Origin of the sequence: Shouchella hunanensis, from assembly GCF_028735875.1 — a bacterium.
Lineage (GTDB): Bacteria > Bacillota > Bacilli > Bacillales > Bacillaceae_D > Shouchella > Shouchella hunanensis.
In genome coordinates this window covers 3523895-3549893 of sequence record NZ_CP117834.1, presented here as the reverse complement: position 1 = coordinate 3549893, position 25999 = coordinate 3523895, and the positions used below count along the sequence as shown (strand labels likewise).

22 protein-coding genes and 1 pseudogene are annotated in these 25999 nt (G+C 39.5%); 17 read left to right on the top strand and 6 right to left on the bottom strand.

From position 1 onward, the window contains the following. The first annotated feature begins 477 nt into the window (after positions 1 to 477). Positions 478 to 852 carry a hypothetical protein gene (locus PQ477_RS18220; RefSeq protein ID WP_349775509.1) on the top strand — a complete coding sequence of 125 codons (375 nt, stop codon included), beginning with the start codon at positions 478 to 480 and terminating at the stop codon, positions 850 to 852. Positions 853 to 967: 115 nt separating this feature from the next. Here PQ477_RS18220 and PQ477_RS18215 read toward each other — a convergent pair whose 3' ends face one another. Together PQ477_RS18215 and PQ477_RS18210 are read right to left on the bottom strand one after the other, a co-directional pair. After that, positions 968 to 1576, bottom strand: a complete 609-nt coding sequence (locus PQ477_RS18215; protein ID WP_035398025.1) for a Type 1 glutamine amidotransferase-like domain-containing protein — start codon at positions 1574 to 1576, stop codon at positions 968 to 970. Between the two features lie 264 nt (positions 1577 to 1840). Then, on the bottom strand, positions 1841 to 2212 hold the full coding sequence (locus tag PQ477_RS18210; protein WP_035398028.1) for a hypothetical protein: 372 nt from the start codon (positions 2210 to 2212) through the stop codon (positions 1841 to 1843). A 629-nt stretch (positions 2213 to 2841) separates the two neighbouring features. Here PQ477_RS18210 and PQ477_RS18205 point away from each other — a divergent pair. After that, positions 2842 to 4260, top strand: a complete 1419-nt coding sequence (locus tag PQ477_RS18205; RefSeq protein WP_144560470.1) for an MDR family MFS transporter — start codon at positions 2842 to 2844, stop codon at positions 4258 to 4260. A gap of 1460 nt (positions 4261 to 5720) precedes the next feature. Here the strand turns inward: PQ477_RS18205 and PQ477_RS18200 are convergent. From PQ477_RS18200 to PQ477_RS18190, 3 genes and pseudogenes are all read right to left on the bottom strand, one after another. Continuing rightward, positions 5721 to 5849, bottom strand: a complete 129-nt coding sequence (locus PQ477_RS18200) for a hypothetical protein (protein ID WP_274272644.1) — start codon at positions 5847 to 5849, stop codon at positions 5721 to 5723. A gap of 106 nt (positions 5850 to 5955) precedes the next feature. Beyond that, positions 5956 to 6720 (bottom strand): annotated as a pseudogene (locus tag PQ477_RS18195) (response regulator aspartate phosphatase). Between the two features lie 249 nt (positions 6721 to 6969). Beyond that, a complete protein-coding gene (locus PQ477_RS18190; RefSeq protein ID WP_060705770.1) occupies positions 6970 to 7209 on the bottom strand; it encodes a helix-turn-helix domain-containing protein in 240 nt (79 codons plus the stop codon). Positions 7210 to 7489: 280 nt separating this feature from the next. Between PQ477_RS18190 and PQ477_RS18185 the strand changes: the two genes are divergently transcribed. The 7 genes from PQ477_RS18185 (at position 7490) to PQ477_RS18155 (ending at position 15379) form a co-directional block, all read left to right on the top strand. Beyond that, a complete protein-coding gene (locus PQ477_RS18185; protein ID WP_144558977.1) occupies positions 7490 to 8188 on the top strand; it encodes a GOLPH3/VPS74 family protein in 699 nt (232 codons plus the stop codon). A 302-nt stretch (positions 8189 to 8490) separates the two neighbouring features. Then, a complete protein-coding gene (locus PQ477_RS18180) occupies positions 8491 to 9840 on the top strand; it encodes an NAD(P)-dependent oxidoreductase (protein WP_274272643.1) in 1350 nt (449 codons plus the stop codon). Next, entirely contained in the window at positions 9833 to 11107 is a 1275-nt protein-coding gene (preA, locus tag PQ477_RS18175; protein ID WP_274272642.1) for an NAD-dependent dihydropyrimidine dehydrogenase subunit PreA, read from the top strand. The genes PQ477_RS18180 and preA overlap by 8 nt, the downstream gene beginning before the upstream one ends. Positions 11108 to 11120: 13 nt before the next feature. After that, positions 11121 to 12533 (top strand): dihydropyrimidinase, encoded by a 1413-nt coding sequence (gene hydA, locus PQ477_RS18170; protein ID WP_274272641.1) that lies wholly within the window; start codon positions 11121 to 11123, stop codon positions 12531 to 12533. A gap of 17 nt (positions 12534 to 12550) precedes the next feature. After that, complete coding sequence (locus PQ477_RS18165; protein ID WP_274272640.1) at positions 12551 to 12766, top strand: hypothetical protein; 216 nt, start codon at positions 12551 to 12553, stop codon at positions 12764 to 12766. Then, positions 12763 to 13992, top strand: a complete 1230-nt coding sequence (locus PQ477_RS18160; protein ID WP_274272639.1) for a Zn-dependent hydrolase — start codon at positions 12763 to 12765, stop codon at positions 13990 to 13992. Before PQ477_RS18165 ends, PQ477_RS18160 begins: the two co-directional genes overlap by 4 nt. A gap of 13 nt (positions 13993 to 14005) precedes the next feature. Then, on the top strand, positions 14006 to 15379 hold the full coding sequence (locus PQ477_RS18155) for an aminotransferase (RefSeq protein ID WP_274272638.1): 1374 nt from the start codon (positions 14006 to 14008) through the stop codon (positions 15377 to 15379). Between the two features lie 15 nt (positions 15380 to 15394). On the opposite strand, the gene PQ477_RS18150 is transcribed toward PQ477_RS18155, so the two are convergent. Then, positions 15395 to 17401 (bottom strand): motility-associated ABC transporter substrate-binding family protein, encoded by a 2007-nt coding sequence (locus PQ477_RS18150; protein WP_274272637.1) that lies wholly within the window; start codon positions 17399 to 17401, stop codon positions 15395 to 15397. 411 nt (positions 17402 to 17812) lie between these two features. Here PQ477_RS18150 and PQ477_RS18145 point away from each other — a divergent pair, with 411 nt between their 5' ends. The 8 genes from PQ477_RS18145 to PQ477_RS18110 are packed head-to-tail and all read left to right on the top strand — an operon-like array spanning position 17813 to position 25993. Then, the gene (locus tag PQ477_RS18145; RefSeq protein ID WP_035398999.1) at positions 17813 to 18121 is read left to right on the top strand and encodes a hypothetical protein; all 309 of its coding nucleotides are present in this window, start codon (positions 17813 to 17815) and stop codon (positions 18119 to 18121) included. After that, on the top strand, positions 18114 to 20828 hold the full coding sequence (locus PQ477_RS18140; protein WP_274272636.1) for a lectin-like domain-containing protein: 2715 nt from the start codon (positions 18114 to 18116) through the stop codon (positions 20826 to 20828). The genes PQ477_RS18145 and PQ477_RS18140 overlap by 8 nt, the downstream gene beginning before the upstream one ends. Then, the gene (locus PQ477_RS18135) at positions 20821 to 21150 is read left to right on the top strand and encodes an LPXTG cell wall anchor domain-containing protein (protein ID WP_274272635.1); all 330 of its coding nucleotides are present in this window, start codon (positions 20821 to 20823) and stop codon (positions 21148 to 21150) included. Before PQ477_RS18140 ends, PQ477_RS18135 begins: the two co-directional genes overlap by 8 nt. Before the next feature lie 15 nt (positions 21151 to 21165). Continuing rightward, positions 21166 to 21918 (top strand): WxL domain-containing protein, encoded by a 753-nt coding sequence (locus PQ477_RS18130; protein WP_274272634.1) that lies wholly within the window; start codon positions 21166 to 21168, stop codon positions 21916 to 21918. Positions 21919 to 21943: 25 nt separating this feature from the next. Further along, a complete protein-coding gene (locus PQ477_RS18125; RefSeq protein WP_274272633.1) occupies positions 21944 to 22696 on the top strand; it encodes a WxL domain-containing protein in 753 nt (250 codons plus the stop codon). 54 nt (positions 22697 to 22750) lie between these two features. Then, positions 22751 to 23797, top strand: a complete 1047-nt coding sequence (locus PQ477_RS18120; protein WP_274272632.1) for a WxLIP family cell surface protein — start codon at positions 22751 to 22753, stop codon at positions 23795 to 23797. A 28-nt stretch (positions 23798 to 23825) separates the two neighbouring features. Next, positions 23826 to 24473 carry a class A sortase gene (locus PQ477_RS18115; RefSeq protein WP_060705762.1) on the top strand — a complete coding sequence of 216 codons (648 nt, stop codon included), beginning with the start codon at positions 23826 to 23828 and terminating at the stop codon, positions 24471 to 24473. A 35-nt stretch (positions 24474 to 24508) separates the two neighbouring features. Beyond that, positions 24509 to 25993, top strand: a complete 1485-nt coding sequence (locus PQ477_RS18110) for an AcpB/EbpR/MafR family transcriptional regulator (protein ID WP_274272631.1) — start codon at positions 24509 to 24511, stop codon at positions 25991 to 25993. Positions 25994 to 25999 lie beyond the last annotated feature (6 nt).

Sequence of the window (25999 nt, the reverse complement as noted above, 5' to 3'; positions counted from 1 at the left end):
TTCGTATAAAAATTGAGCAATAGCCTTTACTGTATGACACCAGAATAAATCTAGAATCAACTTTTATACCTATTTTCCGTTTAACGGAAGACGCATACAACGCGCGAAACGACCTTTTGCTTGAATGTAACCAATATTCCCCATATGATTTACTTAGCCTGCAAAAGGAGGCGAGTATGGGACAGACAAACAAAGAGAGTTTATTTCTTCTTGTTAAAGATTTTGAAAAAAAACTCAACAGACGTTTAAAGAGGGCAGAGATTACTTTACTTAAATCAGTGATAAGTAAAGAACCGAAATCTCGAAACTAGCGCATAGCCACTTCGCTATCTCTCATCTGTTCCATACTACATATGAAAAGCTTGGACAAAGCGAGCCTGATCGGGCATTTTTTTGGAAATTTCAAAACTAATGATTGAGACTTCACTGTATAATCGATCTAAAATAAACTAAGGGATGAGTTCAAACGTGATAAAAATGATGAAACAAATTGATGTTGAAAAATTGGATTGGGAAGTATGGAAAGACGGGAAGGAGCTTGTCATTCATTATGGGACTATTGGCGATACTGAAGAGAGGAAAAAGAGTCATGATGTTGAAGATCTCTTAAATGAATGTTTAGGTTGGACGAGAAAGGGTGCTTGTGATGGCGAAGATATAGGTAGTGGAACAGCTAACATCTTTAACTATGTTATAGATGTTGAGAAGGCAACACAAACGATTCTAGAAGAGCTTAAAACGAACAATCTTCTTAATGGAGTAAAAATTGCTTGCTTACACCCTGAGGATGAAAAATACACAACCTTGTATCCAAAAGGAGCGGAATTCAATTTACTGTTAAAAGAGCATTAGCATTAGACAATAAAAAGCTCTTTTAACATCATAATTCATAAAGTAAGTCCACCTAATTACTCGCTTAGATAAGTACATAAAGTAGAAACGTTGGACGAAGAAGGAACAGGAATGATCATCGAACAATGAGATCGTCATTACTAATTAAAAGAGCTTGGTCATCAGTGAAGGGTAAAAGGTCTAGTTTAGACTCATGGCACTCAATGATCTTTTTAACTGCTTCATTGAAGTATTTATTTCCAGAGTGAGGAATAGGATATTGTCGAATTAGATTTAAACCTGTAAATCGTGTAAGGTCGGATGCCTTGGTCTTATCATCCATAAATGCCACATATTCAATATCGGGAGCCATTATGATTGAACCAGCTGATTCACCGATATATAGTTTTCCTTTTTTAATCTGATCGATAATTAATTTGTCCGAACCAGTTTTACGTAGTTCCTGAAGTAAATAAAAGGTATTGCCTCCAGATACGTAGATGTAATCATTCTTAGACAACTTTTCTTCTATTTCAGAAGTTGCGCACTTCGATAAATCAAGCATTTCTATCGTTATACCTAAATCGTTAAATGCTGCTATTGCAGAATCTACATAGTGCGTAATCGCTTCAGTAGTACTCGCAGTCGGAATAAACGTTACGACCTTTCCACGGGGATTTTCATGAATAAATTCACTAAATAAATCGATTACATCTGCAAATGATGACGATAAGAACATTTTCATAGTAGATCAAACTCCTTAAGTGTTTGGCTTTCGCAAGAACGTATGATCTCATTATAGTAAAAGATGTTTGTCTGATCAACTATTGTGTTGTAGAAGGTAAGGGATACGTAGAATTTTTTGAGACCACTAAATTTAATTTCTTGTTTTAGCGCCGATTAACTAGTGGCGCTAAAACAAGTTACGGATTTGAAGATACATGACTGTATTCAATTGCTTTTTAATAGAAACGATAAAAATTATTTAAAAGGTACTGAAAATATATCCTTATGTTTTCTTATAATAGCCGTTTGAAATATAGATATATACTAATCCAATTGGAGCAATAACGATTGCAAACATGTACAAAACAATAATCTTAAAAATTTTCCAAGGTATCACAAATACTAAAGGTAAAATGAATATATTTCCCGAGATAAGTAAATCAATAAGGTCATCCCACACTACTGTAGCAAACGGAAATAATAAAAAGTTCATTAAAAAGAACATAAAAACAATGAATTGAAAGTCTCCAGTGTTCATTTGAACATATAAGTACATAAAGAAAATGAAAGCGCCAAAAATGTACGATTTTATTAAATACCTACGATCTACCCCATCTATCATTTTTTTAGCTAAATTAAGTATGGTTTTCAACATTTCTCACCTCCTTCCTTACTATATATCGGCACATTAGTAACAGATTAAAGTGTTTTTGAAGCAGAAAGAGTTTATAGGAAGAGAGGTATTTGGTTTTGAGCATACAGAGGCTTTCGTTAGACTATGCACATGTGAAAATCCGCTTACATGATCCAGAAGAGAATAGGTTAGAATTCATTTATAGGAGGGAGTATCATAAAAGACTATTTGAATGGATATACATATCCAAATGACAAGAAACAAATAAACGCACGTACAGTAGAAGGAACGTATAGTAGCTACATTTTTTAAAGTGAAAAATTCGTTTTCCAAAACAGACGGCAAAAGCCTACCATCTCAATTACATAATAGGGAAAATCATAGAAGTTCAAATCTTAACTTTCCTTAAGGAATCAAATTCTTACTTCATGATAACCTCATTTCGAGATAAATCCACCGGTTTCCCTCAACATCTCATTTCTAGTTACCATACTAGTTTTACTAAAAAAACAAATACGAAACGATTGCGTTTCATTTATTTTGGTGGTACGATACGTTAGGAAACGATACCGTATCGTATTGCATTGTAAGTATGGGGGGAAATATAGGTGGATCTAGAACAGTCACAACAGTTAAACGTGAAGAAAGAAATGCCAAAAATAAAGGTGGTACCACTATTAGCCGTATTACTATCTGGAGCATTTGTTGCAATATTAAACGAAACCATTTTGAATGTAGCGTTAAACGCCATTTCGTCTGACTTTAATGTGGCTTATAGTACTGTTCAATGGTTGGTAACAGGGTATATGTTAATCATTGGAACTCTGATTCCGATTTCAGCTTACTTTATGGAGCGGTTTACTACGCGGCAACTGTTTATTACAGCCATGACATTGTTTACAGTAGGTACAGTCATTTCGGGGATTAGTCCTACTTTCTCCGTTTTGTTAATAGGGCGGCTTACGCAGGCAGTTGCCACAGCAATTATGATTCCGCTTTTAACAAACGTCATTTTATCCGTTATACCAATTGAAAGACGCGGAGCTTCAATGGGATTGGTAGGCCTTGTTATTATGTTTGCTCCAGCAATCGGACCGACTGTATCAGGATTAATTGTAGAAAATCTATCTTGGCGTTGGTTATTCTACTTTGTCGTTCCCATTTCGCTTTTCTCATTATTGTTTGGTATAAAAGTCTTGAAAAACGTAACAGAGACGTCCAAACCAAAGCTCGATATATGGTCATTTATCCTTTCAACTCTAGGGTTTGGTGGCATTGTTTACGGATTTAGTTCAGCAGGAAAAGGAGATGCTAGCTTCACTGATCCTGTGGTTTTAGCATGTTTAATTGTTGGATTTGCCTCACTCGCATTATTTAGTTGGAGACAATTAAAACTAGAAAAGCCGATGCTAGATATTCGCGTCTTCCGCTACCCGATGTTTCTTATTGGTCTTCTACTCGTTATGCTCACGATGATGACCATGTTTGCCATGATGCTAGTTCTTCCCGTGTACATGCAAGGAGCTCTTGCATTTACAGCTGTAGCTACTGGATTAGTAATGTTGCCTGGTGGATTAATTAATGGCGCAATGTCACCAATTATGGGGCGGCTTTTTGATAAATTCGGACCTCGTCCAATTTTAATTCCAGGTACCATTCTTTTAGCAATCACAGTGTTCACTTATCGATTTTCTACACCTGGTGTACCAATGTGGGTCATCATCATTCAACATGTGTTCTTAATGGTCTCCGTCGCAATGATTATGATGCCAGCACAAACAAATGGATTAAATCAATTACCTGCTAAACTTTATCCGCATGGTACAGCTATCGCAAATACATTAATGCAAGTATCTGGAGCGATCGGTGCAGCTTTATTTATTGCGATCATGGAAAATGGTCAACAGAATTTCTTATCAACTATTAGTAACCCGACTGAACTTGATACTGTAGAAGCCATGACCGTTGGTTCCCAGTTAAGCTTTTCAACTGGCTTCTATTTTGCTTGTGCAGCAGTTGTCTTAGCATTCCTAGTACGCAGAAGTACTTACGGCAATAAAAAACAATAAACTGATCTTTCAATTTCAATTTATGATCTGGTTACATGAACCGTAAAAAAGGTAGCTTCCTCCAAAGGAGCTGCTTTTTTTAAAGTGAAGATTAAGCAAGATTATTATTTAAATTACATGACAACAGTGACCCTATCGCCATTAATTTTAATATGGATGGGGGAGGGAGAAGGGTTAATTCCCATGAGGTATCCAAACGCTTTTACAAATCAGGATCAGTGGAAGATAATTCGTGGTTTGAATTCATAAATAATGTATGGTTACTGCTATTGTGTATCATAAAAAGGGCTATGCTCACGGCTCACTAGGAACAGAGAAGTTGAATGAAAGTAAGAGTTGTTTAGGAAGAAGAGGGACTACACGGACAATAAAGGATGAGAAAGGGCAATAAACATCATTAAACACCACAATAAACAGTTAGTGTTTACACATTCTCAGTTATCCCTTTCTCACAAAACAATTTTTTACTTGAGGAAAATAATGATTGTTGTTTTTTTAACCGTGCTATCTTGACGAACAGGAAAAGGAATAAGTCAAACTTAAAAAACCCTTATCCACCTGCACGATTCCATTGTTATTTACACATTCTTTACTTGCTGACTCGATTTCTTTGCTATTAACATACATTCTCGTTATCAATAATACTGTCACACAAATGATAACTATAGAAACGATTATTCCTAGCACTAGATGGTTTTTATTAGACAAAAAGATCGCTCCTTACTCAGATAGTGTAGTCCTTAAATAAGTTTACTAGCCTTTTTAGGTAAGTGTATAACACTGTATTTAAACAATTGTTTAATTAAACCGTAGTAAAGAATGAACAGTATTTCAAGGGATATAGTAAAAAAAATTTAAAAGCTGTTAATACAGAAACTGGGGAGCCAGAGGTGATAGGCGGAGGCTAGCGGCATCGTTCGTATGATCTTTGACTAATTTCTCTATATCTCACGAATTATTTTCCACAACATGTATAGTAAAGATCGTAAAGTTATCCGAGCATTAATGCTGATTTTTATGTATGTTTTCATTAAAAGTAAGAATAAAAAGAGAGTCGCTCATGGTTTTGCAGTCACAACTATTTGCTAACTTTTATCACTAAATATATGATGTAGTTTATACTAAGATGGACTTTATAAAAATTCTTCCTCGTAATATTGTTCTTGGTGTATCTAAAAGAAAAGTAAAAAAGTACGAAAATAAATTCCATCTCAAAACCCAAGAATACTTATATTATTGAGATAGATTTTTTATTTATTATTAAGTTCCTGTAATGTATATTATGTAAACTTATAAATTTATCAAGGGGGAATCCTTTTTAAGATTCACACCTCTTACTCTACATTCTTATAGAATTGCATACTCCTATAATTACAAGAACCTAAACAGAAACAACAAAAATGTCTCAAAACTTAACTAAGCCTTATGTTTTAGTTTTGAGACTGAAAAAAATTATTTAGTTAAGCGTAATCTGTTTTACTTTTCGTATCAAGAGTTGAATTATCATTTGAATTTGCAAGCAAGTCATTTGAATTTGGTGTTACTGCTAATAAAGTAATGGCGATAATAGCAATGATATACTTTTTCATTCTTGGCCATCTCCATATGTAAAGCCCTTCAATAAACTTGCATCGAGCCTTAAACTCGAAGTTTTCGTAAAATTGAGCACTAGCCTTAGCTTTTTTGAATACGTTATTAGCTTCTAAGTGCTTTCATTCCATAGTAAGAACTAGTTATTTCCTCAATTTCTAATGATTTTTTATAGTAGTGTATAGCTGACTTGTAATCAGATTGAGCAAATTTACTAAGTCCGATGGCTTTTAGTATAATGCCTGTTGTTAATGGAGAGATGCTTTCATTAAGACATTCTTTTAAAATTTGTTCTCCTTTTGCGTATTGCTTTAATTCTACATAAATTGCGCCTATTACCTGTTTGTTGTTAACAGCATTATTAATTACTCCTAATCGTCTAAAAGCTGTTTCAGCTTGTTCTAGATACGATAATGAGAGAAGGTACTGGTTTATTCTATAATATGCATAACCCATGTAACCTAAGAAATCTGCTTCTTCTGTTTCATCTTTTACATACTCTAATAAACGCTCTGCTTTTCTAAACATTTTTATGGAAGTCCTATACTTCTGATTGTTAAATTCGTCTTGGCCACTAATAAAGTAATATAAATACTTTAAGTAATGATCCATTTTCGTCTCAACAAATTTGAATGAACCTTCGAGGGGTTCATTTTTACTACTCTTATCAAGAATGTTGTTGTGTCTATATTCAACTAAAGAAAAATAAGCTAGTATCTTATCATCTTCTTCCATTGTCTTAAGCATTTATTCTACTTCGTGCTTAAGTAACGTAGCCTCTGTGTAAGAGCTTGAGAGGATACAGCTATACCACTCTACAATTTTTGCACCAACTTTTGAAGATGGTATCTTTTCGTGTATAAGGTTCACCTACTTTACCTATTATTAACCTACTAGGATAACTTCACCATATTAAATTTAAGATTTGTCGAATTTAACGTGTTTCCCAATATATTGATGCATGTTGGGAAACATAAAAATAAGATGCCTATGATGGCATCTTAGATATAAAATTCATATGTTTTATCAAAGTTGCTATGAACTCCATCTTTAAATACAAACGTTTCTCGCATGAAAAACACGCTCCTTCGTTTTAAAAAGAGTTTAACCCTACAATTATTATCCTTTCCTGTCTTTCGGCAAAAGGTCTCGAACAAGCATTTCCATTGTTAAGGTATCAATTATCATCATATAATCATCGACATGTGCTCTATCCATTCCTCTTTCTAACTTTCTGATTAGGGTCTGATTTAAACCAGTTCTTTTTGCTAACTCAACTCTACTAATACCTAACATTTTTCTCATCTCAACCATCTTCTCGACCATTTGGTTAAGATTCTCATTACTCATCTTTTTCATTCCAGAGCCCCTTTTTTCAAACAAATCATTAATGATTACGTGAAGATTGAATATTCACGATTTCTGTAACACTGTGTTAAAATTATTCATTTCATTATAATTTATTTTATCTATAACGAAAACCCTAAAATAGAAAAAGTTCTTTCTCTTTTGGCAGCTAATATGCGTTGCTTTCGTTACTTGTGTCGGCATCTTATTTTTTACAGAGTAGGCTTTTTTCATAAAAATGTGAAACGTATTTACCTGTTTGGTCGTAAGAAAAGTAGGAGGATTGATACGTATGCATTTACTTGCTGAACAACTGTTTGTTTTATCCCTTGACCCCCATAAAAAGAAACCATACGCACGCTCAGCCGCTTCACTTTCTTATGGCCTAGCTGCAGCGATCCTTACCGATCTGCTGCTCGATTCCCTTATTGAAGTCCGTCATAAAAAAATTGTTCCACTGTCTAAGAAAGCCGCAGATCCTCTATTAGAGGAGACCCTTATGTTAATGGACAACTCAAAGCCAAAAACGCCTGAATACTGGGTTACAGCATTGCCATCAAGACTAGATAACATCCAGCATACAATTGCTCGAAAGCTTGAAGACAGTACTATTTTGACTGTGAACAAAAAGTATATTTTAGGACTATTTCCATCATTCACTTACGAATGCAAACAAGAGAATTTAATCCCTATCGTTCGTGAACGATTAGTAACCATTTTGGAGAAAACAAATCAACAAGAACCTTTAAACAAAAATGAAGAGCGACACCTAATGTTACTCTCTCTTCTTCAATCAAGTAAGCTAGTAGACATTGTATTTACGGATCGTAATGAAGCAAAAAAGATTGAAAAGCAAGTTAAACATTTGAACAAAAACCTTCCATTATCAAAATCCGTTAAGATGGCAACAGAGTTTATTGATACATCGATAACAATGGCGATTGCAACGGCAGTCGTTACCTCAACAACCTCCTCTTCATCTGACGCGTAGAGAAAGACGTTTGTCTCTTATACGCGTCTTTCTCTAGCTTTCTTTCCCTATTTATGTTAAAAATGAGTATATTCACCTCTTTGTCAGGGTGTACGTCACCCTATCCCCTCATGATGTTCTTTCACTTCCCTATCTTCTTTGAAAGGAGGCTTGTCTTCCAACTCATTTTTTACGTTTTGTAACATATAATCTAACACTGTTGTTGAATTTTGAATTTTTCATCTTTATTGTAAGTGGATAAACTTAGTCAGCAACGGCTTTATGCAGCATTTCGTTACGATCTCAAAAAAGGAGGCGTTTCCATGCATTTGTTAGACAAGTTACAGGTGAATTTTGAAGAAGTGGAACCCCCACTCTCTAGCCAAGAAGCAATAGATGAGGCAACTCGTTGTTTGTATTGCTACGATGCTCCTTGCATTACCGCTTGTCCCACAGGTATTGACATTCCCGGCTTCATTAAAAAAATTACGACTGCCAATTTAATTGGCTCTGCTCGAACCATAATGGAAGCTAATCCTGTAGGAGCTAGCTGTGCCAGAGTCTGTCCTACTGAGGAACTGTGTGAAGGTGCTTGTGTGTTGAACCATTCTTCTAAAGCGATTTCAATTGGCAAATTACAGCGATTTGCAACGGATTGGGCTATTCATAATAAGAAAATCCTTTTTAAAGCAGGCAAAAAAACGAATCAACGTGTAGCCATCGTTGGCAGTGGACCAGCTGGTTTATCTGCTGCACGAGAGCTTGCTCGCCTCGGCCATGGTGTTACCATTTTTGAAAAAGAGTCAGAAGCTGGTGGTTTAGATACGTATGGCATTGTGTCGTTTCGTTTACCAAAAAAAATCTCTTATTGGGAGGTCGAACAAGTTAAGTCTCTCGGTGTTACGATACAAACAAATACGTGTGTCGGCGAAGACATTACTCTTGATGAATTAAAAAGCTCATATGATGTAGTTATTCTCGCGATCGGAATGGGGAGCGTCCCTACTTTAGGCATCCCGGGAGAACACGCACAAGATGTTTATGACGCCATTGATTTTGTGAAGGCAACAAAAACCGATGATCTTGCGACTCATTTTTCCGGAAAAAATGGTGTCGTGATTGGAGCTGGGAATACAGCTATTGATGGGGCAACATGCGCTGTACGTCTAGGAGCTTCTAATGTAAAAATCCTTTACCGTCGTACAGAAGATGAAATGACGGCTTATGATTTTGAATATACCTTTGCCAAGCAGGATGGCGTTGAATTTCGCTGGCTTCACTCTCCTACTCGCATTCTTCTTGATGAGAATGGATCTGTAACTGGAGTAGAATGTATGCAAATGACACTTGGAGAAGCAGATCAAGATGGACGGCGTCGGCCGATTCCAAGTGGTCATACTACCGTCATCCCAACTGATTTTGTCGTTCGTGCAATTGGGCAATCGCGCTACAGTTGGCTTGATCAGGCTAACATTCACACAAAGAATGGGATAATCACGATTAACGAGCAGTTTAAAACAACTGCTGAAGGTGTATATGCATGCGGCGACGTCATCTTCGGTGATGGACAAGGTGAAGCAATGGTCGTCTCTGCAGCTGAACAAGGAAAACAAACGGCGTATTCGATTCATCGAACTCTAACAGACGTTCGAAAGGAGGCACATTATGGCTGATCTATACAGCAACCTTGCTGGAATCTCCTCTCCTAACCCCTTTTGGCTTGCCAGTGCACCTCCAACAAATTCAGGCTATCAAGTTCAGCGTGCATTTGAAGCAGGTTGGGGTGGCGCCGTGTGGAAAACGTTAGGGGAGCCAATTATCAACTCAACCTCCCGATTTGCCGCTGTTCACTTTAATGGTCAGCGTGTAGCAGGTTTTAATAACATTGAATTAATTTCTGATCGTCCTCTTGAAACCAATTTACGTGAAATTGAGGAAACGAAAAAGCGGTTTCCTGATCATGCGATCATCGCCTCATTAATGGTCGAGCCAAAACAAGACAAATGGCATGAAATTGTTAAAAAAGTAGAGGCTGTTGGTGTAGATGGCTTAGAACTAAATTTCGGCTGTCCTCACGGTATGGCCGAACGTGGTATGGGCGCAGCGTCTGGTCAGGTGCCAGAGCTCGTGCAGAAACAAACGGAATGGGTGAAAGAAGTAGCTCAAACACCTGTGATCGTTAAACTAACGCCAAATATTACAGACATTACCGTAACCGCGGAATCTGCTGTGCAAGGCGGTGCGGATGCTATTAGCCTAATCAATACCATTAACAGCCTAGCTGGAGTCGACATTCACTCATGGCAAACGGTACCGAATGTCGATGGTCTAGGAACGCACGGTGGCTATTGCGGGCCTGCCGTCAAACCAATTGCGCTTCACATGTTAGGTGACTGTGCCAGAAATCCACGTGTGACGGTTCCGATTTCCGGGATTGGCGGTATAGCCAATTGGCAAAACGCTGTTGAATTTCTGTTAATGGGTGCGACCAATGTGCAAGTATGTACAGCGGCAATGCATCACGGATTTCGAATTGTAGAAGACATGATTGACGGTCTTTCCACGTACCTAGACGACAAGGGGCTTTCCTCTGTTCGCGATTTAACCGGTAAATCGATACAGCGTTACTCTGACTGGGGCAATGTGAATCTCAACCATCAAGTGGTCGCGTCTATTCATACGGATGTGTGTATTAACTGTAATAAGTGCCACATTTCATGTGAAGACACAGCCCATCAATGTATAGAACGATTTGTCGACGAAAAAGGAGCTCCATACTTAAAAGTAAACGAAGACGAGTGCGTTGGCTGTAATCTATGTTCCATCGTTTGCCCAGTGGACGGCGCAATTGATATGGTCGTGAAAGAAAATGGCCTGCCTCCTATGTCATGGAATGATCGCCAAAGCAGCCTGGCGTCAATGAAATCCCCTCAATCTTAAGGAGTGAGCGTTTATGAAAAAAGTGATTAAGAACGGGACGATCGTAACGGCATCCGATACGTATCAAGCAGACGTATTGATTGAAAACGAAAAAATAGCTGGCATCGGTAGCGCCGCAACGTTTGGACATGTAGATGACACCATTGACGCCACAGGTTGTTTTGTTTTCCCTGGTGGTGTTGATCCCCACACTCATTTAGATATGCCCTTTGGCGGTACGGTAACAAAAGATAATTTTGAAACAGGTACAATTGGAGCTGCATTTGGCGGCACCACAACTATAGTTGACTTTTGTTTAACTGAAAAAGGAAAACCGTTAAAAAAAGCCATCCAAACATGGCACGACAAATCAGCCGGAAAAGCGGCGATTGACTATAGTTTTCACTTAATGATTGGTGAAATGACCGAGGACGTGTTAAAGGAACTCCCTTCTGTTATCTCTAATGAAGGCATTACGTCCTTTAAAGTATTTATGGCGTATAAAAATGTTTTCCAAGCAGATGATGCGACGTTATTTGAAACGTTAATAAAAGCAAAAGAGCTAGGTGCTCTCGTCATGGTTCATGCAGAAAATGGAGATGTGATTGACTATTTAACGAAACAGGCACTTGCCAAAGGGCAAACCGATCCCATTTATCATGCACTGACCCGACCGGTAGAAGCAGAAGGCGAAGCGACAGGTCGGGCTTGTCAACTAACAGCATTAGCAGGATCACAGCTCTATGTTGTTCACGTTACATGTGCTGAAGCAGTTAAACAAATTGAAGAAGCACGCAAACAAGGTGCGGATATTTGGGGAGAAACGTGCCCTCAATATTTGGTGCTTGATGAAGAGGCGCTTCGAAAAGCAGATTTTGAAGGGGCAAAATACGTTTGGTCACCTCCCCTTCGCCCGAAAGAACATCAAGATACGCTATGGAATGCGTTAAAAACAGGTGGATTGCAGACGATTGGTAGTGATCAATGTTCATTTGACTTTGACAGTCAAAAAAGTTTAGGCAAAGACGATTTTACTAAAATTCCAAATGGTGGTCCGATTATTGAAGATCGCATGAGTATTGTGTATTCAGAAGGCGTTGAAAAAGGACGAATAAGCTTAAATCAATTTGTTGATATCACCTCAACAAGAGCAGCAAAATTATTTGGGATGTACCCGAAGAAAGGGAGTATCTCTGTTGGCGCCGACGCGGATCTTGTTTTATTTGACCCAAGTGTGGAGCGAACATTATCGGTTACCTCGCATCATTTAGCGGTTGACTATAATGCATTTGAAGGAATGCAAGTAAAAGGAGTTCCTCGCACTGTACTGTCACGGGGGCAAGTCATTATTCATAATGGCTCCTATGTTGGTTTACCGGGAGATGGTGTCTTTATAAAACGAGCACGTTATGGCAATACGCTTTCAAATGATCGAGTCGAACTTTAGACAAGGAGGTGGCTTTTATGGCAGAACACTTTCACTTCGAAAACGAACGAAAACAAATTGATGCGTTTTTAGCGGAGGGGTTAAAAATTAATACCATCATTGATCATTTGAACGGTTCTGATATCTCCTTTTCAAATGATCAAAAACACGAAATGCTTACAATCGGTAATGCAAATGCACGTAAATATGCATCAACCCTCTTTTTTCATCAGCAAAAAGGTGATGACTCATGAAGACAGGAAATCTTCGTATTAATCGTGATCGCCTTATGAACACACTTCGTGATTTTGCCAAAATTGGTGAGACGAAAAACAAAGGCGTTACCCGCTTAGCTTTATCAAAAGAAGATATTCAAGCGCGAACGTACTTTAAAGATCAATGCGAGGCTCTAGGACTATCTGTTCAATGGGATGATCTTGGCAATATGTATGCCCTGCTCTCAGGAAAAAATCCGGATCAACCACCTATTTATATGGGATCGCATCTCGATACTGTAAAAAAAGGCGGACGCTTTGATGGTGTCCTGGGGGTCGCAGCAGGGTTAGAAGTGATTCGAGTCATCCTTGATCAAGGCGTCGAATTAAATCGGCCTGTTGGCATTATTAACTTTACAAATGAAGAAGGCGCACGATTTGAACCATCTATGATGGCATCCGGTATAGTAGCAGGGAAATTCGATGTAAGTACAATGATTAAAAAAATTGATCAATCTGGCGTTACGTTCGGAGATGCCCTTGAATTGTCAGGCTTTAAAGGATCTCGTGCACATCGTCTAAACCAAGCCGCTGCTTTTCTTGAGCTTCATATTGAACAAGGACCCATTTTGGAACAACTTCAGCTTGATATTGGTGTTGTCGAGTGTGTTGTAGGCATGTGCTGTTATGAGATTGAGATTACTGGTCAATCCAATCACGCTGGAACCACACCTCAGTCATTGAGGAAAGATGCTCTTACGGCTGCAAATTACTGTATGAACATCCTTCATGACCGATTGGCTCAGCTTGATTCAGATTTAGTCTATACAATTGGCCGCTTTTCGGTTTCTCCCAATATTCACACGGTCATTCCAAACAAAGTCGTCTTTTCCATTGAAGCAAGGCATAAAGACGAAGCCGTTGTTGAACAAGTAGAAGCCATTCTCACCGATATTACTAATGAATCCCCTCTCCCCTCTAAAGCAACAAAATTATGGGGACGACATACCGTTTGGTTTGATGAGGAAATTGTTGAACAAGTAGAAGAATCTACAAAAGCGCTTCACTATTCTTACAAAAGAATGGTAAGCGGCGCTGGACACGATGCTCAATTTATTGCCGGGATTATACCAACGGCGATGATTTTCGTTCCGAGTGCTGGCGGTATTAGTCACGCTGAAAATGAATATACTTCGTGGGAGGCATGCGCAAATGGTGCCAGCGTCCTATTGGAAACCATTTATAAACTAACGAATAAACTGTAGGGAGGTTCGTTACGTGGAAGCAGAGACGAAAAAGAGCTATAGTGAGAAAGACCAAGATTATTTATGGCATGGGATGAAGCCGTATCAAGGGAACGGAACACCACTAATCGCAGAATCTGGTAAAGGTTCTTGGTTTACAGATACTACTGGAAAGCGATATTTTGATGGGGTTTCAGGATTATGGTGCTTAAATTTAGGACATGGTCAGGAAGAGATTATTGAAGCTGCAGCTAACCAAATGAAATCGTTAGCATACTTTCCTCTTTCTTTTGGTCATAAACCGGCAATTGATTTAGCAGAAAAATTAAGTGAGCTTCTTGGTGGTGGCTACCGTTCGTTTTTTGCAAATGGTGGTTCAGATGCGAACGAAACGGCATTTAAAATCGCACGCCAACATCATAAGCAATCAGGTAATCCAGAAAAAACAAAGATTATCTCTCGCTACCGCGCTTACCATGGAAATTCTCTTGGTGCGCTGGCAGCTACGGCGCAAGCAAATCGAAAAATCAAGTATGATGTAAACGTTCCAGGGTTTGTACACATCCCTCCTCCGTATGCTTATCGAAGTAGCTTTGGCTCCTATGAAGAAGATGACCTTCGAGCCGCTGAGTACCTTGAGCAAACGATTCTATGGGAAGGTGCAGAGACCATTGCTGCTTTCATTATGGAGCCAGTTATTTCTGGTGGTGGTGTCATCCATCCACAGTCCGATGTCTATTACAAGAAGGTTCGAGAGATATGTACACGGCACAACGTCTTACTTATTTTAGATGAAGTTGTATCTGGCTTCGGACGTACTGGAAAATTATTTGGCTACATGCATGGGGATGACTTTTACCCGGACATCATAACACTTGCAAAAGGACTAACCGCAGGCTACTTACCTCTTGGTGCCACATGCGTACATGAATCAATTTATCAATCATTTAAGACAAATGGATCAACCAGTCATTTCCGACATATCTCCACATACGGGGGCCACCCTGCATCTTGTGCCGTTGCGTTAAAAACAATTGAGATTATTGAACGAGAACACATTGTGAACCGAGTAGCTAAACTAGAACAAAACGTTCTTCGACGGATTCGTGAGCTCGCATCACACTCGTTCGTTGGTGAAGTACGTGGTGTCGGTTTTTTATATGGGATTGAACTCGTGGCAAATAAACAAACAAAAGAACCACTCCCAGACGAAGCGGTAAAAGCGATTGTGGCTGCCTGTCAGAAAAAAGGACTCATTATTGGTAAAAACGGCGATACAGTTCCTTCAGGAGGAAATGTACTCATTATAGCCCCTCCACTCACATCAACCGAAAATGATTTAACGTTTTTGGTAAAAACGCTGAACGAAGTGTTTTCAAAGACAAACAAAGAAGCGAGCTCCTATTGAGCTCGCTTCTTTGTTTTATGATGAGCTTATGTTTCCATCAACCGATTGGAAGTGGTCAACATATTGGTGAAACCGAGGAGCTAAAAAGCTTGTCGGTTGAACAGCCTGAAGTGTAACTGTTTCTGTAAGTACGTTATTACCACTACCTAAACGTAGACGAATGCTCCCTAGATCTGCTTGAGTATTTTTATTTAAGCGCATGTTCACCGTTTTACTCGCTCGACCTTGTTGATTCGCAGTAACATCACCGACATTAAAGTAGCCATAGTTTGTAGGCCAGGAACCATCAGCTCGTTGAATTTGCGAGATAGATTGTCCACCTGCAATATAAACTTGAAGCTGTGCGTTTGAAATAGTCTGCCATGGTGTGAGCCCCGTTAGTGCCACTTCAACTGGAAAAGTCGAACCATCTAAAGGCATCGGATTTGGGTACATTAAAGTAAACGCCGCTTCCTCGACAGGTGGCTGTTCCTCCTCTTCGGCTGAACCGATTGTGACTGCTTTCGTCACTACATTATTACCAGCGCCGACACGTAAGCGAATGTTTGCTGGTCCTTCTGTTACTCCATTGCCAAGGCGCATCGTTACACGCATCTCCGCTTTACCGGTTCCGTCCGCTCGAAGTGTTCCAACGGATTGATACCCATACCCGCTCGGCCATGAGCCGTCAGCTCGTTGAATTTGCGAGACCGCTGTTCCACCTTGAAGATAGACTTGCATATCTGCATTCGCAATCACTTGATTGGGCTGCATATTCGTTAGCGTAATTGTTACTTGAAACGGTGTCCCATCTGCTGGTAATACAGCAGGTGTTTCCACTTGATAGGAAATGTCAACTGGAGGTGCTACGTCGGAACCGTAAGAGCCATTCGCAAATGTTGTGCGATCATACCAGAGATAACCTGTTTGTGGCGCTCTCCATGGCTCAACCTGCGGCTCTGTTGAGTGTTCAGGTGTCTCCATTTCTAATATAGGCGAAGGCTCATCGAGCGGAAGATCAATTTCTGCAAATGTATGGTAGTCCTCTTGTTCAGCTAGCCAATGAATAACGTTCACAAGAAGTGCTCCATTATCACGATCGATAAAACCGTCATACGTTCGTTTCACTCCCCCGTGCTCTTCATTACGGTATTTTGGGGTGCTATCTTCTACGGGAGAAGAATCACCAATAAAAGCAGACTTCCCGTCTCCTTTTTTGCCAATCGCTACAAACGGACCTTCATCTATTCCACCGCCAAAATAAACACCTTGATCAACAGCAGGTCCCCATGAATTTGCTTGCTCTGTTAATCCTTCTGGCAAGTAGACAATCCCTTTAGCAATCTCTTCATTCATAATTGCCATTGTTGACCCTGCGTGGATAGACACCTCTTCAATTCCTTCTGTAATACCAAATGATTCTTCAACAGGAACGATGATATCTCCGGCTGTATTGTCAATGGCGTTAAAACGAAAGCGAACACCAAATTCATCACTTAACCAATCTGAACTTGTTACCCCTTCCATCGCTTCAATTTCACCTGCACTCATTCCTTTTGTTGGCTCTTCGTAAGCGCCTCTCCGCCAACCATTCATAATTTCATTTGAATCCCAGCGATTCAAGTTCCGATCTGCATTGTAGTGATCGGCAATAAAGAAAACGCCGCCACCATTTTCCGCGAAACTAGCAATCGCATCTTGTTCAATCGCTTTAAAAGGAATTTGTGCTTCTGGTATGACAAAGACATCAACATCATTTAAGTCATCTAGAGACAACGGTTCTGTCCCACGATGCTCCTTCACTAAATATCCCTCTTCCACTAACGCATCTGCAAAATCAGAAAACGCTCCATCAATTACCCAATCAGATTGACCAGCCGTTTGACCGTGGCTATTGTCGAATAAAACGGTTTTACCATTAGGCTGATTTGGTTGTAAAACAGGTGCTGGATCATTTGGCCCCTCCGCTAAAGCTGGTTGTTGCAAACTTAAAACCATAAACGAGAGCATTGCTGTTGCAAACCATTCTTTTTGATACCTCATAACACCGTGCCTCCTCATTATTCTGTTGTAAAAGCAAACGAACTCTTTTCATCATAGCAGATTGTTAAACAGTCGATAATAAAAAAATGTATTTTTTATAATAATTTAACAACATAAGAAGGCGCACTTTTACAATTAAACCGCGCTGATCAGCATGCTTCTTCTGTTGTTGCCATTACATAAAAAAACACCTGAGTGCATAACTATCAGATTTTAAATTATATTTTGTTAAAACATTACTATTTTCCTAAGATAAATATTTTTATTTTTTTAGCTTTAGGCTAATATATAAGGGTGTCATGTATCATTTTTTTCCATTACAGTGTAAAAATAGAGACCATTTTCTGACAGACAATAGCGTATGATGATGATTAGTTCCTAGTTCTATTGTCTTGAAATGGAGATGGTTATATGAGTACAAATGTAAAAGCATATCGATTATTACATGAAATAGATAAACGGTTGCGGAAAGATTTAAGTCTTGCTGCTCACCTTCCTGCACGTGATGTACTTGAAATTGCTTTACAAACTTTTCATGAAAAACGAACAAAAGAAGAGCTTGATCGATTATGGCATTTAAATTATTTGCGCCATGACTTAATGAATTTCGAAACAATATCCCCTGCTCAAATTCATTTTTTGAAAGAAGTTCGATCAATGCTATTTGAGGAAAACGATTATCTCATTCATAACTCATTAGAGGAAACAACATATGTGTAATCGTGATCCTCTTACCAACCGGTTGCTTCAACGACAGTTCTTTTATATCTGTCTATCAGTCTTGTTAATCGTTGCTTCTATTCCTTTTCAAGAAATTCTTGTCCATGCAGATGAAGACAGACCTCCTGCCCCATTCTCCATTGAGAATGAAGAAGATTTAGTTGTCGAGCAGCCTTTTACGATTCATATCAATGATTCAGAAGAAAAGAATTGGGTGCTTACATTACCAGATCAACTAACTTGGGAGCAGTCAAATGATGATGAACACATTGAATACAATGAAGAGTTGAATCAACTTGTCTTTCAAGCCAATCAAGAAGTCAGGAAACTCACTTTACGTGCCATGCACTCAGGAATTTATGATATTTCCGTACAATCCATAACGAATGATGAAAAATCGCTTTTTAAAAACGTTACTGTACATATCAGTGAAGCTAACGAACAGAATGAAAACGAAAATTCACATGATGAAGAAGCGGATCAAGAGAGCGACATACCTACAGACATTGATCATCCTGAACACCAAGAAAACCAGGAAGAGTCTAAAACAGACGAAGAACAAGAAGAAGCATCAGAAAATCTAGGTGAAGATAAAGAAAGTGAACCGACATTAGATGAAACAAATGACACCGGTGGTACTACCGATGAAGAGAAACCTCCAGTTATGGAAGAAACGGATGATGACAAAAGCGTTGATCCTGTAGACCAACCAGAAGAACCGGAGTTAGAAGAAGCAACCGACAGACATGAAGATGAACCTCAGCAAAAATCAAATGAGCAACCACAACAAGACGATGTGACTGATGACTTACAAAGCCAATTAAATGCTGTGAAAGAACGGTTCACAACTTCATCTGTAGACCTTGCAAACGTCAGCACCATCCCACTACCGCCTGTAGGAGGGCCAAACGTTTCAGATTTGTTTACGTATGCGGGTGATCGTAACGTGGCACAACACCGTAATTCAAACGTGCGTGTGCTCGCAGATGGAACGCGAAATAAATCTTCGGCGATGTGGTTTAACGAACAGATTGATTTAAACCAATCCTTTCAAACGACCATGCACCTATATATCAATGGTGCGAATCCGAACCAAAGGCAAATCGCAGACGGCTTAACGTTTACGATGCACAATGATCCTAGAGGCTTACAGGCAATTGGACAACGTGGGGAATCGCTTGGTGCATATGGGACACTTCGAGAACGTTCATATACAGGATTTATTCAAAATGCGCTCTCTTTTGAATTTGATACGTATCATAATGGCGATTATAGCGATCGAGGCTTACAGAATCAAAGTCATACAGCGGTGGTTAATCCTTCTGTGATCGACCGAGGGATTTTTGGAACACAAAATGCTAGAATGGTTCATTCCAATATAACCTATCGAACGATTATTAATAATAACTGGCAGTCTTTTACTGTTAAATGGGAGAAAACATCAAATTTTGGTGGAAGGCTTTCGTACTCGTTTGCTGGTCAAACAACTACTTATTCCATCCCTGATTATCGCAATGTATTTAACAACAACCGTGTTTATTGGGGATTTACAGGTGCAACAGGTGAAGAGGTTGGCGTCTATGCGATTGCCTATGCAGATTTACCTCAACGCCCAAGAGCCGAAAAGCGCGTCCGTAACCTGACGTCTGGTGAAGCAAACTTTCAAAGAGATAGTTCAGCTTACCCAGGTGACACTCTTGAATATGAAATTACACTACAAAATCCCGCTGAAAATGGGCTGGGTGCAACGTGGCAAAATGTACAAGTGGAAGATCGTCTTCCATCTGGCCTTACGTATGTAGCTGACGGTTCAAAAGATAAGCCAACTAGTATAGATGGACAGAAACTTACCTTTCAAGCAGGAAATATAGGAGTGGCTAGTTCAAAAACACTTACGTTTCGCGTGAAAGTAGACGACAGAGCAACAGGACCATTAGCAAATCAAGCCTTTGCTGTAGCTAGCTCTGGCGCGTTTCAAGGGCAAGTATCAACGAATGAATCGAGCATCACGTTAAAAGCCATTCAGATTGATGGAGAACCCGTTCCTCAAACGTTTCACGCAGGAACAGATCCTTCTACGTGGGATTTAAGTAGTTTCGTAAAGAACATGCGTATTACGCCAACTCGATTACATCAAGCTGCTCGTGTTGTTGGCCTAGCAGAAGCGCTACCTGATGTATCAGTACCAGGTACGTATACCATTGGTGTGAAAATTGAGAGTACCACTTATTCCGGAGTAAACAAGGTCATTCAAGTGCCTATTACGATTACAGATGGTGCTTTATCCTTTGTGGCGCCACATCTCGATTTTGGTACTCAAGTCGTTTCATCTAGTCATCAGCAATACTTTGGAGAAGTGGTTCCAGAAAACAAACTAACAATTACAGACACACGTCATTTAAAAACACATTGGGCGTTATCGGTAAAACAAAAGGAAGCGTTTCGAGACCGTAACACAGGAGAAGCACTTTCTGCCACTCTCCTATACATTGAAAACGGCAATCAGCAGACAATTGGCTCGAATGCCTCTCTCGTCGCTTCCGGACGTATAACAAACGGATTTGAAGATGTCATTTCCGACCGTTGGACAGAGAGCGGCAACAAGGCAGGGTTCTTTCTTGACGTATCTCCAGGGAAAGCCAGAGTGGATCAATCCTATCAAGCAGAATTGACATGGACATTACAGGATGTTCCTGCCAATGAATAGTCACATGAGGCACCTCTTATTGAAAGGGGGTGATGACGTTAAACGTAACGCCCCTTTTGTTCTTACTGCACTGCTTATATGTCTCTTTTCTCTATTTAATCCTAGCATAGCAATGGCAAACACAGAAACAGATGCTGGAGTTGGTTTTTTCGGTGAATACCCAGAGCAGCCATTAGAGGAAGGAAATGAAGCACCTATTTTAGATGTATTACCACAGACTGGAGATCAACCTCCTCTTCTATTTCTTTTAGGCGGAGTCGGATGTTTCCTTCTTGCATTTGTACTGATAAAGCATGTTAAAAAAACAAACCTATCATATTAGAAATGAGGAAATGAAATGAAAAAAGCTCTCTTATTCACTGTTATTGCCGCTGTTACATTATCGTTTAGTGGCCTAGCAAAGGCAGAAAACGGAGGTACATATGATTCGAATGGTTCTGTGCAGTTTATTCCGAACAAAGACATTACAGAGCCACTTGATCCAGAAAACCCTAATCCAGAAGAACCGGTTACCCCAATTGACCCAACTGACCCAACCGGACCTAACCCCGGTACTCCAGGTCCTTTAAGCATTGATTATGCTTCTAGTCTAAATTTTGGGGAAAACGAAATTTCTACGAAAGATCGTGTCTATGCTGCAAAAGCACAAGAGCTAAGCGATGGCCGCTTTGTTCCTAACTATGTCCAAATTACAGATAATCGTGGCTCAAATGCTGGTTGGTCTTTGCACGTGAAACAAAATGGACAATTTGAAAATGAAAACGCACAACACACTACATTAACAGGTGCTTCTATTTCCTTTAGCGAACCAACTATAAAAGGCACGCTTAACGATGTGACGGCGCCAACCGCTACGAATTCGTTTCAATTGGATCCTGAAGGTGCCTCTACACTTGTGATGTCCGCAGCAAAAGGTGCCGGGGCTGGTACATGGGTCAATCATTTTGGAGGTCTTACTTCGTTAGAAGGCGGCGACGTTATTACACCAGCTATTGAATTATTTGTTCCTGGTGTTACACCGAAAGATAATACTGAATACCGCACTACATTAACGTGGACATTGTCAGATGTACCAGGTAATAACAACTAATTTATAGTAGAAACGGAGAAAAATGATGAAAAAAATGAAGGTTTTAACCATTACTGCTTTAGCATTTGCACTTATTACTACGGGGAATACGGCTTTTGCAAATACTAGTTCCACATATGATACAAACGCTAAAATAAAATTCGTTCCAAATGAGGATGTTACGCCTCCTGTAGATCCAGAAGATCCAAACCCAGAAACGCCTGTAGAGCCAATCGATCCAACGGATCCTGAAGGTCCAGGACCAAATCCTGGTACACCAGGACCATTAAGTATCGATTATGCGGCATCTTTTGAGTTTGGCGAGCATAAGATTACTTCAGCGACAGAAACCTATTACGCAGCTCCACAAACATTTAGAAATTCTGACAAGGTTAGCCCTCTCTACGTCCAAGTGACAGATAATCGGGGAACGGAAAGTGGTTGGACGTTGTCAGTTGTTCAAAACGGTCAGTTTGCAACAGTAGATAACGAAGTGCTAAATGGTGCAGAAATTACGGTCAATCATGCTGCAGTAAAGTCCATTGCTGCTTCATCAAAACCATCTCATGCCGAAGAATCATTTACTCTTACACCTGAAGTCAAAAGCTCCCCGCTTCAAGCGAGCAAAGGAGAAGGCGCAGGTACGTATACGTATCACTTCGGAACGAGTGAGAATGCAGATTCCAGCGTTTCTTTAGAAGTGCCTGGTTCGACCACAAAGTATGCAAAAAACTATTCAACAACATTAACGTGGACATTATCCGATACACCAGGAAATGAAGACATATCTCGTAAATAATGATTTGGGCATGCATAGTATGTGCATGCCCTCTCTTCAAGAAAGGAAGGTTTGATGAAATTACTACGCTTTGTTGTGCTGATCACCTTTACGTGTTTGGTCATGATGCCTTTTAAGGCACAAGCCTCGGAGTTTAATTTCTCTGTTACGACGATTATCCCTGATAATCAAATGGATTCAAGTAAAACATACTTTCATTTACAGCTGGATCCAGGCGCCAAACAAACCGTCGAGATTCTTCTTCGTAATGACACAGACAATGATGTTGTTATTGCCCCTGATATTGGTACTGCATCTACAAATGTAAATGGTGTTGTTGAGTATGGAAATGGTGATCAAGAATTGGACGAGTCACTTTTATACCCGATGGAAGATTTGGTGACTACCGAGGAAGAAATTGTTGTTCCGGCTAACGGCGAATATACACTTCCGCTCGACATTACCATGCCAGACGATTCGTTTGATGGCGTAATGGCTGGCGGGATTACGCTGCAAGAGACCGTTGAGGAAGAGAATAAAGAATCAACTGAACAAGGTTTATCAATTAATAATCAGTATGCTTACGTCGTCGGGATTGTGTTGCAACAAACCGAAAATCCAATCACACCAGATTTGCTTCTCCACGATGTATATGCAGATCAATTAAATGCTCGAAATGTCATTATGGCGGATATTCAAAACCCGAAGCCGATGTATATGAATCAATTGGCTGTTCAAGCAGTCATTAAAAACGATTCGAACCAGACCGTTCTTGAATCCGAAACAGATGGTATGCAAATGGCGCCGAACTCACACTTTTCCTATCCAATCCCTCTTGAAGGTAAACCCCTTGAAGCAGGTGATTATAGGATCGAGTTAACAGCAAGCTCAATGGGAGAAGAATGGCATTGGAATGAACCGTTTACGATTGATGAAGAACAAGCGGAAGCACTTAACCAAACAGACGTTTCGATACCAGCTACTGACTATACGTGGCTTTATGTTGCACTTGGCATTGCTTGCATTGTGATTGCATTCTTGCTTATTCTTTACTACCAGCGGAAGAAGCATAAAAAACAATTACACGAAGCGATGGATAAACAACGTGCTTCGGCAAGTTAATATGAACGAAAGATTTAAAAAGTGTTTTATGCTCATTAGTATTGTCTTTCTTCTCACGATGGGAGTGGTGTTAATTTGCTCCCCTTTTATTAGAGATTACCTTATTGAGCAACGCATTGCATCAGCACAGCAACTATTTTCAACCCAATCGTTACATGACCATGAGCATACGGCACCTATCATTGACTCAACAGCCGTAGAGCGTCCTACTTTCATTGAAGTAATGCGAGAAGCAATTCAACAAAACGACCTCCCAATCGCTGGAGCGCTTTCAATACCAGACGTTCAGTTATCCCTCCCGATCATTGGCGGGTTGACGAACGAACATTTACTCGCTGGAGCCGCTACACTTACTGATCAACAACCTATGGGAAGCGGAAACTATGTTCTATTTGGACATCATTTGTCAAAACAAACATTACTATTTGGTCCACTTCTTCACGTTGAGCCTAGCATGGATATTTATATCACAAATAAAACAGAGATTTACCAGTACGCTGTTGTCGAAACAAACATCATTTCTGAGCTTGACACCCATTATCTCTTGCCGACAGAGGAACCAATTCTAACACTCTTTACATGTGATACTAGCAGACCAACGACAGAGCGATTTATGGTAAGGGCAAAACTCATATCAAAAACAACCTACGAAGAAGGAAAAGAATTCTTTAGATAAATAAAAAATGACCAAACTGGTAGAGGGACTATGCGATGTTAATCGATAAACGAATAGACCGGTTAGTTAAGCTAATCTATAAGTTAAGTACGGAAGAATACATTCAAAGAAAGGCACTCCCTGATGAATTGAGTTGTTCATTACGTACTGTTGATGCCGCTTTATACGAATTAAAGAACGAAATGGAACGCAAGCATACGGATATGACGATCGAATATGTTGACAGTGAAACCATGCATTTAAAAGGTAAGGATGATGCTTTTTTGAAGCAACTGCTTCATCAATACTACATTCAAGATGACATGGTTTGTTTCTTTTTAAGTGTCATTTCAAAAAACACATCCGCCAAAACGTTTGTGGAGGAGCAATACATTAGTCGTGCCACGTTTTTTCGAAAGCTTAAACACTTTAAAAAATGGCTTGAACGATTCCAACTATCGTTTGACTTGCGCTCTTTACAAATTCATGGTGATGAAAGGCAGATTCGCCATTTTTATTTTTCGCTCTTAATTGAAATAACAGGCAAATTAATGTGGCCATTTTCTTTCCAAAAAGCGATGATAGAGAAACGAGTTGATCGTATTGTTGAGACTCTCTCGCTTCAATTGTCACCAGTACAAAAGGAAACCTACATTTATCATCTCGCTATTCAACACTATCGAACATTAAACGGCTTTTATAGTCCTGGTTATGACATTCCCTTCCCAGCGACGATTAAAGAGAAGCTGATCAGTCAGTGTGATTTATTTCTTAATGGAATTCCTGAAGAGCATCGAAAAGGTGAAGAAGATTTCTTGTTAATGATGATTGTCAATTCACCAAGTCATTATCATCCAATTGAAATAGTTAAGCAAAACATTGACATTCATCAAAAATCAAAGACTGAAGCATGGTTATTCACTGTCATGTTCACCGAAAAGTTAGACACGTTATTCCCGGACGCATTAAACAAAGAAAATATGAATCATATTAAAGGGCATTTATTACAGCTTTATTGTCATTATGACTATCACGCAACTAATTTCCTACATTATAAAGATATGATTTACGCGAATGCCATCACCAAACAACATCCTTTATTAAGTGGTATCGTTCATCAACTTGCAAATGAGACTGAAAACAACGGGTTTAAACGTTCGCCAACTGCACACTCACGCTATTTGCTTATGCTTTATACTTTCGTTGATATTGATAAACTTCAACCAGCTTTACAACTTCTTATTTTGTCGAGAGAAGGTCCTATTTATGAAGAAACGTTAGCAGAGAAAATTATGAGTTACGTTCCGTTTCAGCTCGAAATTTCGACTTCCACGATTCAGAATAAAAGCGTTAGTGAAGATCGCTATTCACTTATTTTAACGGATATGCCTTTTGTAAGGGGGTCCACTGATAATATCTTATACGTGCATTCCCCTCCTACTGATGGTGATTGGCGCAGAATTTACGACCGCTGTGCAAGTGCATATTGGTATCGGTTGAACGCAAACAAACAGCTCCCCCCTGTAATGACAAGGAGATAAGCTGTT

Bases quoted from the DNA above. Each gene is read 5' to 3' on its own strand.
- PQ477_RS18185 (WP_144558977.1), top strand. From the start codon at position 7,490: ATGCATTTACTTGCTGAACAACTGTTTGTTTTATCCCTTGACCCCCAT.
- PQ477_RS18145 (WP_035398999.1), top strand. From the start codon at position 17,813: ATGAGTACAAATGTAAAAGCATATCGATTATTACATGAAATAGATAAA.
- PQ477_RS18200 (WP_274272644.1), bottom strand. From the start codon at position 5,849: ATGAAAAAGTATATCATTGCTATTATCGCCATTACTTTATTAGCAGTA.
- PQ477_RS18120 (WP_274272632.1), top strand. From the start codon at position 22,751: ATGAAATTACTACGCTTTGTTGTGCTGATCACCTTTACGTGTTTGGTC.
- hydA (WP_274272641.1), top strand. From the start codon at position 11,121: ATGAAAAAAGTGATTAAGAACGGGACGATCGTAACGGCATCCGATACG.
- PQ477_RS18140 (WP_274272636.1), top strand. From the start codon at position 18,114: ATGTGTAATCGTGATCCTCTTACCAACCGGTTGCTTCAACGACAGTTC.
- PQ477_RS18220 (WP_349775509.1), top strand. From the start codon at position 478: ATGATGAAACAAATTGATGTTGAAAAATTGGATTGGGAAGTATGGAAA.
- PQ477_RS18210 (WP_035398028.1), bottom strand. From the start codon at position 2,212: ATGTTGAAAACCATACTTAATTTAGCTAAAAAAATGATAGATGGGGTA.
- PQ477_RS18190 (WP_060705770.1), bottom strand. From the start codon at position 7,209: ATGAAAAAGATGAGTAATGAGAATCTTAACCAAATGGTCGAGAAGATG.
- PQ477_RS18110 (WP_274272631.1), top strand. From the start codon at position 24,509: ATGTTAATCGATAAACGAATAGACCGGTTAGTTAAGCTAATCTATAAG.
- PQ477_RS18180 (WP_274272643.1), top strand. From the start codon at position 8,491: ATGCATTTGTTAGACAAGTTACAGGTGAATTTTGAAGAAGTGGAACCC.
- PQ477_RS18125 (WP_274272633.1), top strand. From the start codon at position 21,944: ATGAAAAAAATGAAGGTTTTAACCATTACTGCTTTAGCATTTGCACTT.
- PQ477_RS18150 (WP_274272637.1), bottom strand. From the start codon at position 17,401: ATGAGGTATCAAAAAGAATGGTTTGCAACAGCAATGCTCTCGTTTATG.
- PQ477_RS18205 (WP_144560470.1), top strand. From the start codon at position 2,842: ATGCCAAAAATAAAGGTGGTACCACTATTAGCCGTATTACTATCTGGA.
- preA (WP_274272642.1), top strand. From the start codon at position 9,833: ATGGCTGATCTATACAGCAACCTTGCTGGAATCTCCTCTCCTAACCCC.
- PQ477_RS18215 (WP_035398025.1), bottom strand. From the start codon at position 1,576: ATGAAAATGTTCTTATCGTCATCATTTGCAGATGTAATCGATTTATTT.
- PQ477_RS18130 (WP_274272634.1), top strand. From the start codon at position 21,166: ATGAAAAAAGCTCTCTTATTCACTGTTATTGCCGCTGTTACATTATCG.
- PQ477_RS18135 (WP_274272635.1), top strand. From the start codon at position 20,821: ATGAATAGTCACATGAGGCACCTCTTATTGAAAGGGGGTGATGACGTT.
- PQ477_RS18165 (WP_274272640.1), top strand. From the start codon at position 12,551: ATGGCAGAACACTTTCACTTCGAAAACGAACGAAAACAAATTGATGCG.
- PQ477_RS18160 (WP_274272639.1), top strand. From the start codon at position 12,763: ATGAAGACAGGAAATCTTCGTATTAATCGTGATCGCCTTATGAACACA.
- PQ477_RS18115 (WP_060705762.1), top strand. From the start codon at position 23,826: ATGCTCATTAGTATTGTCTTTCTTCTCACGATGGGAGTGGTGTTAATT.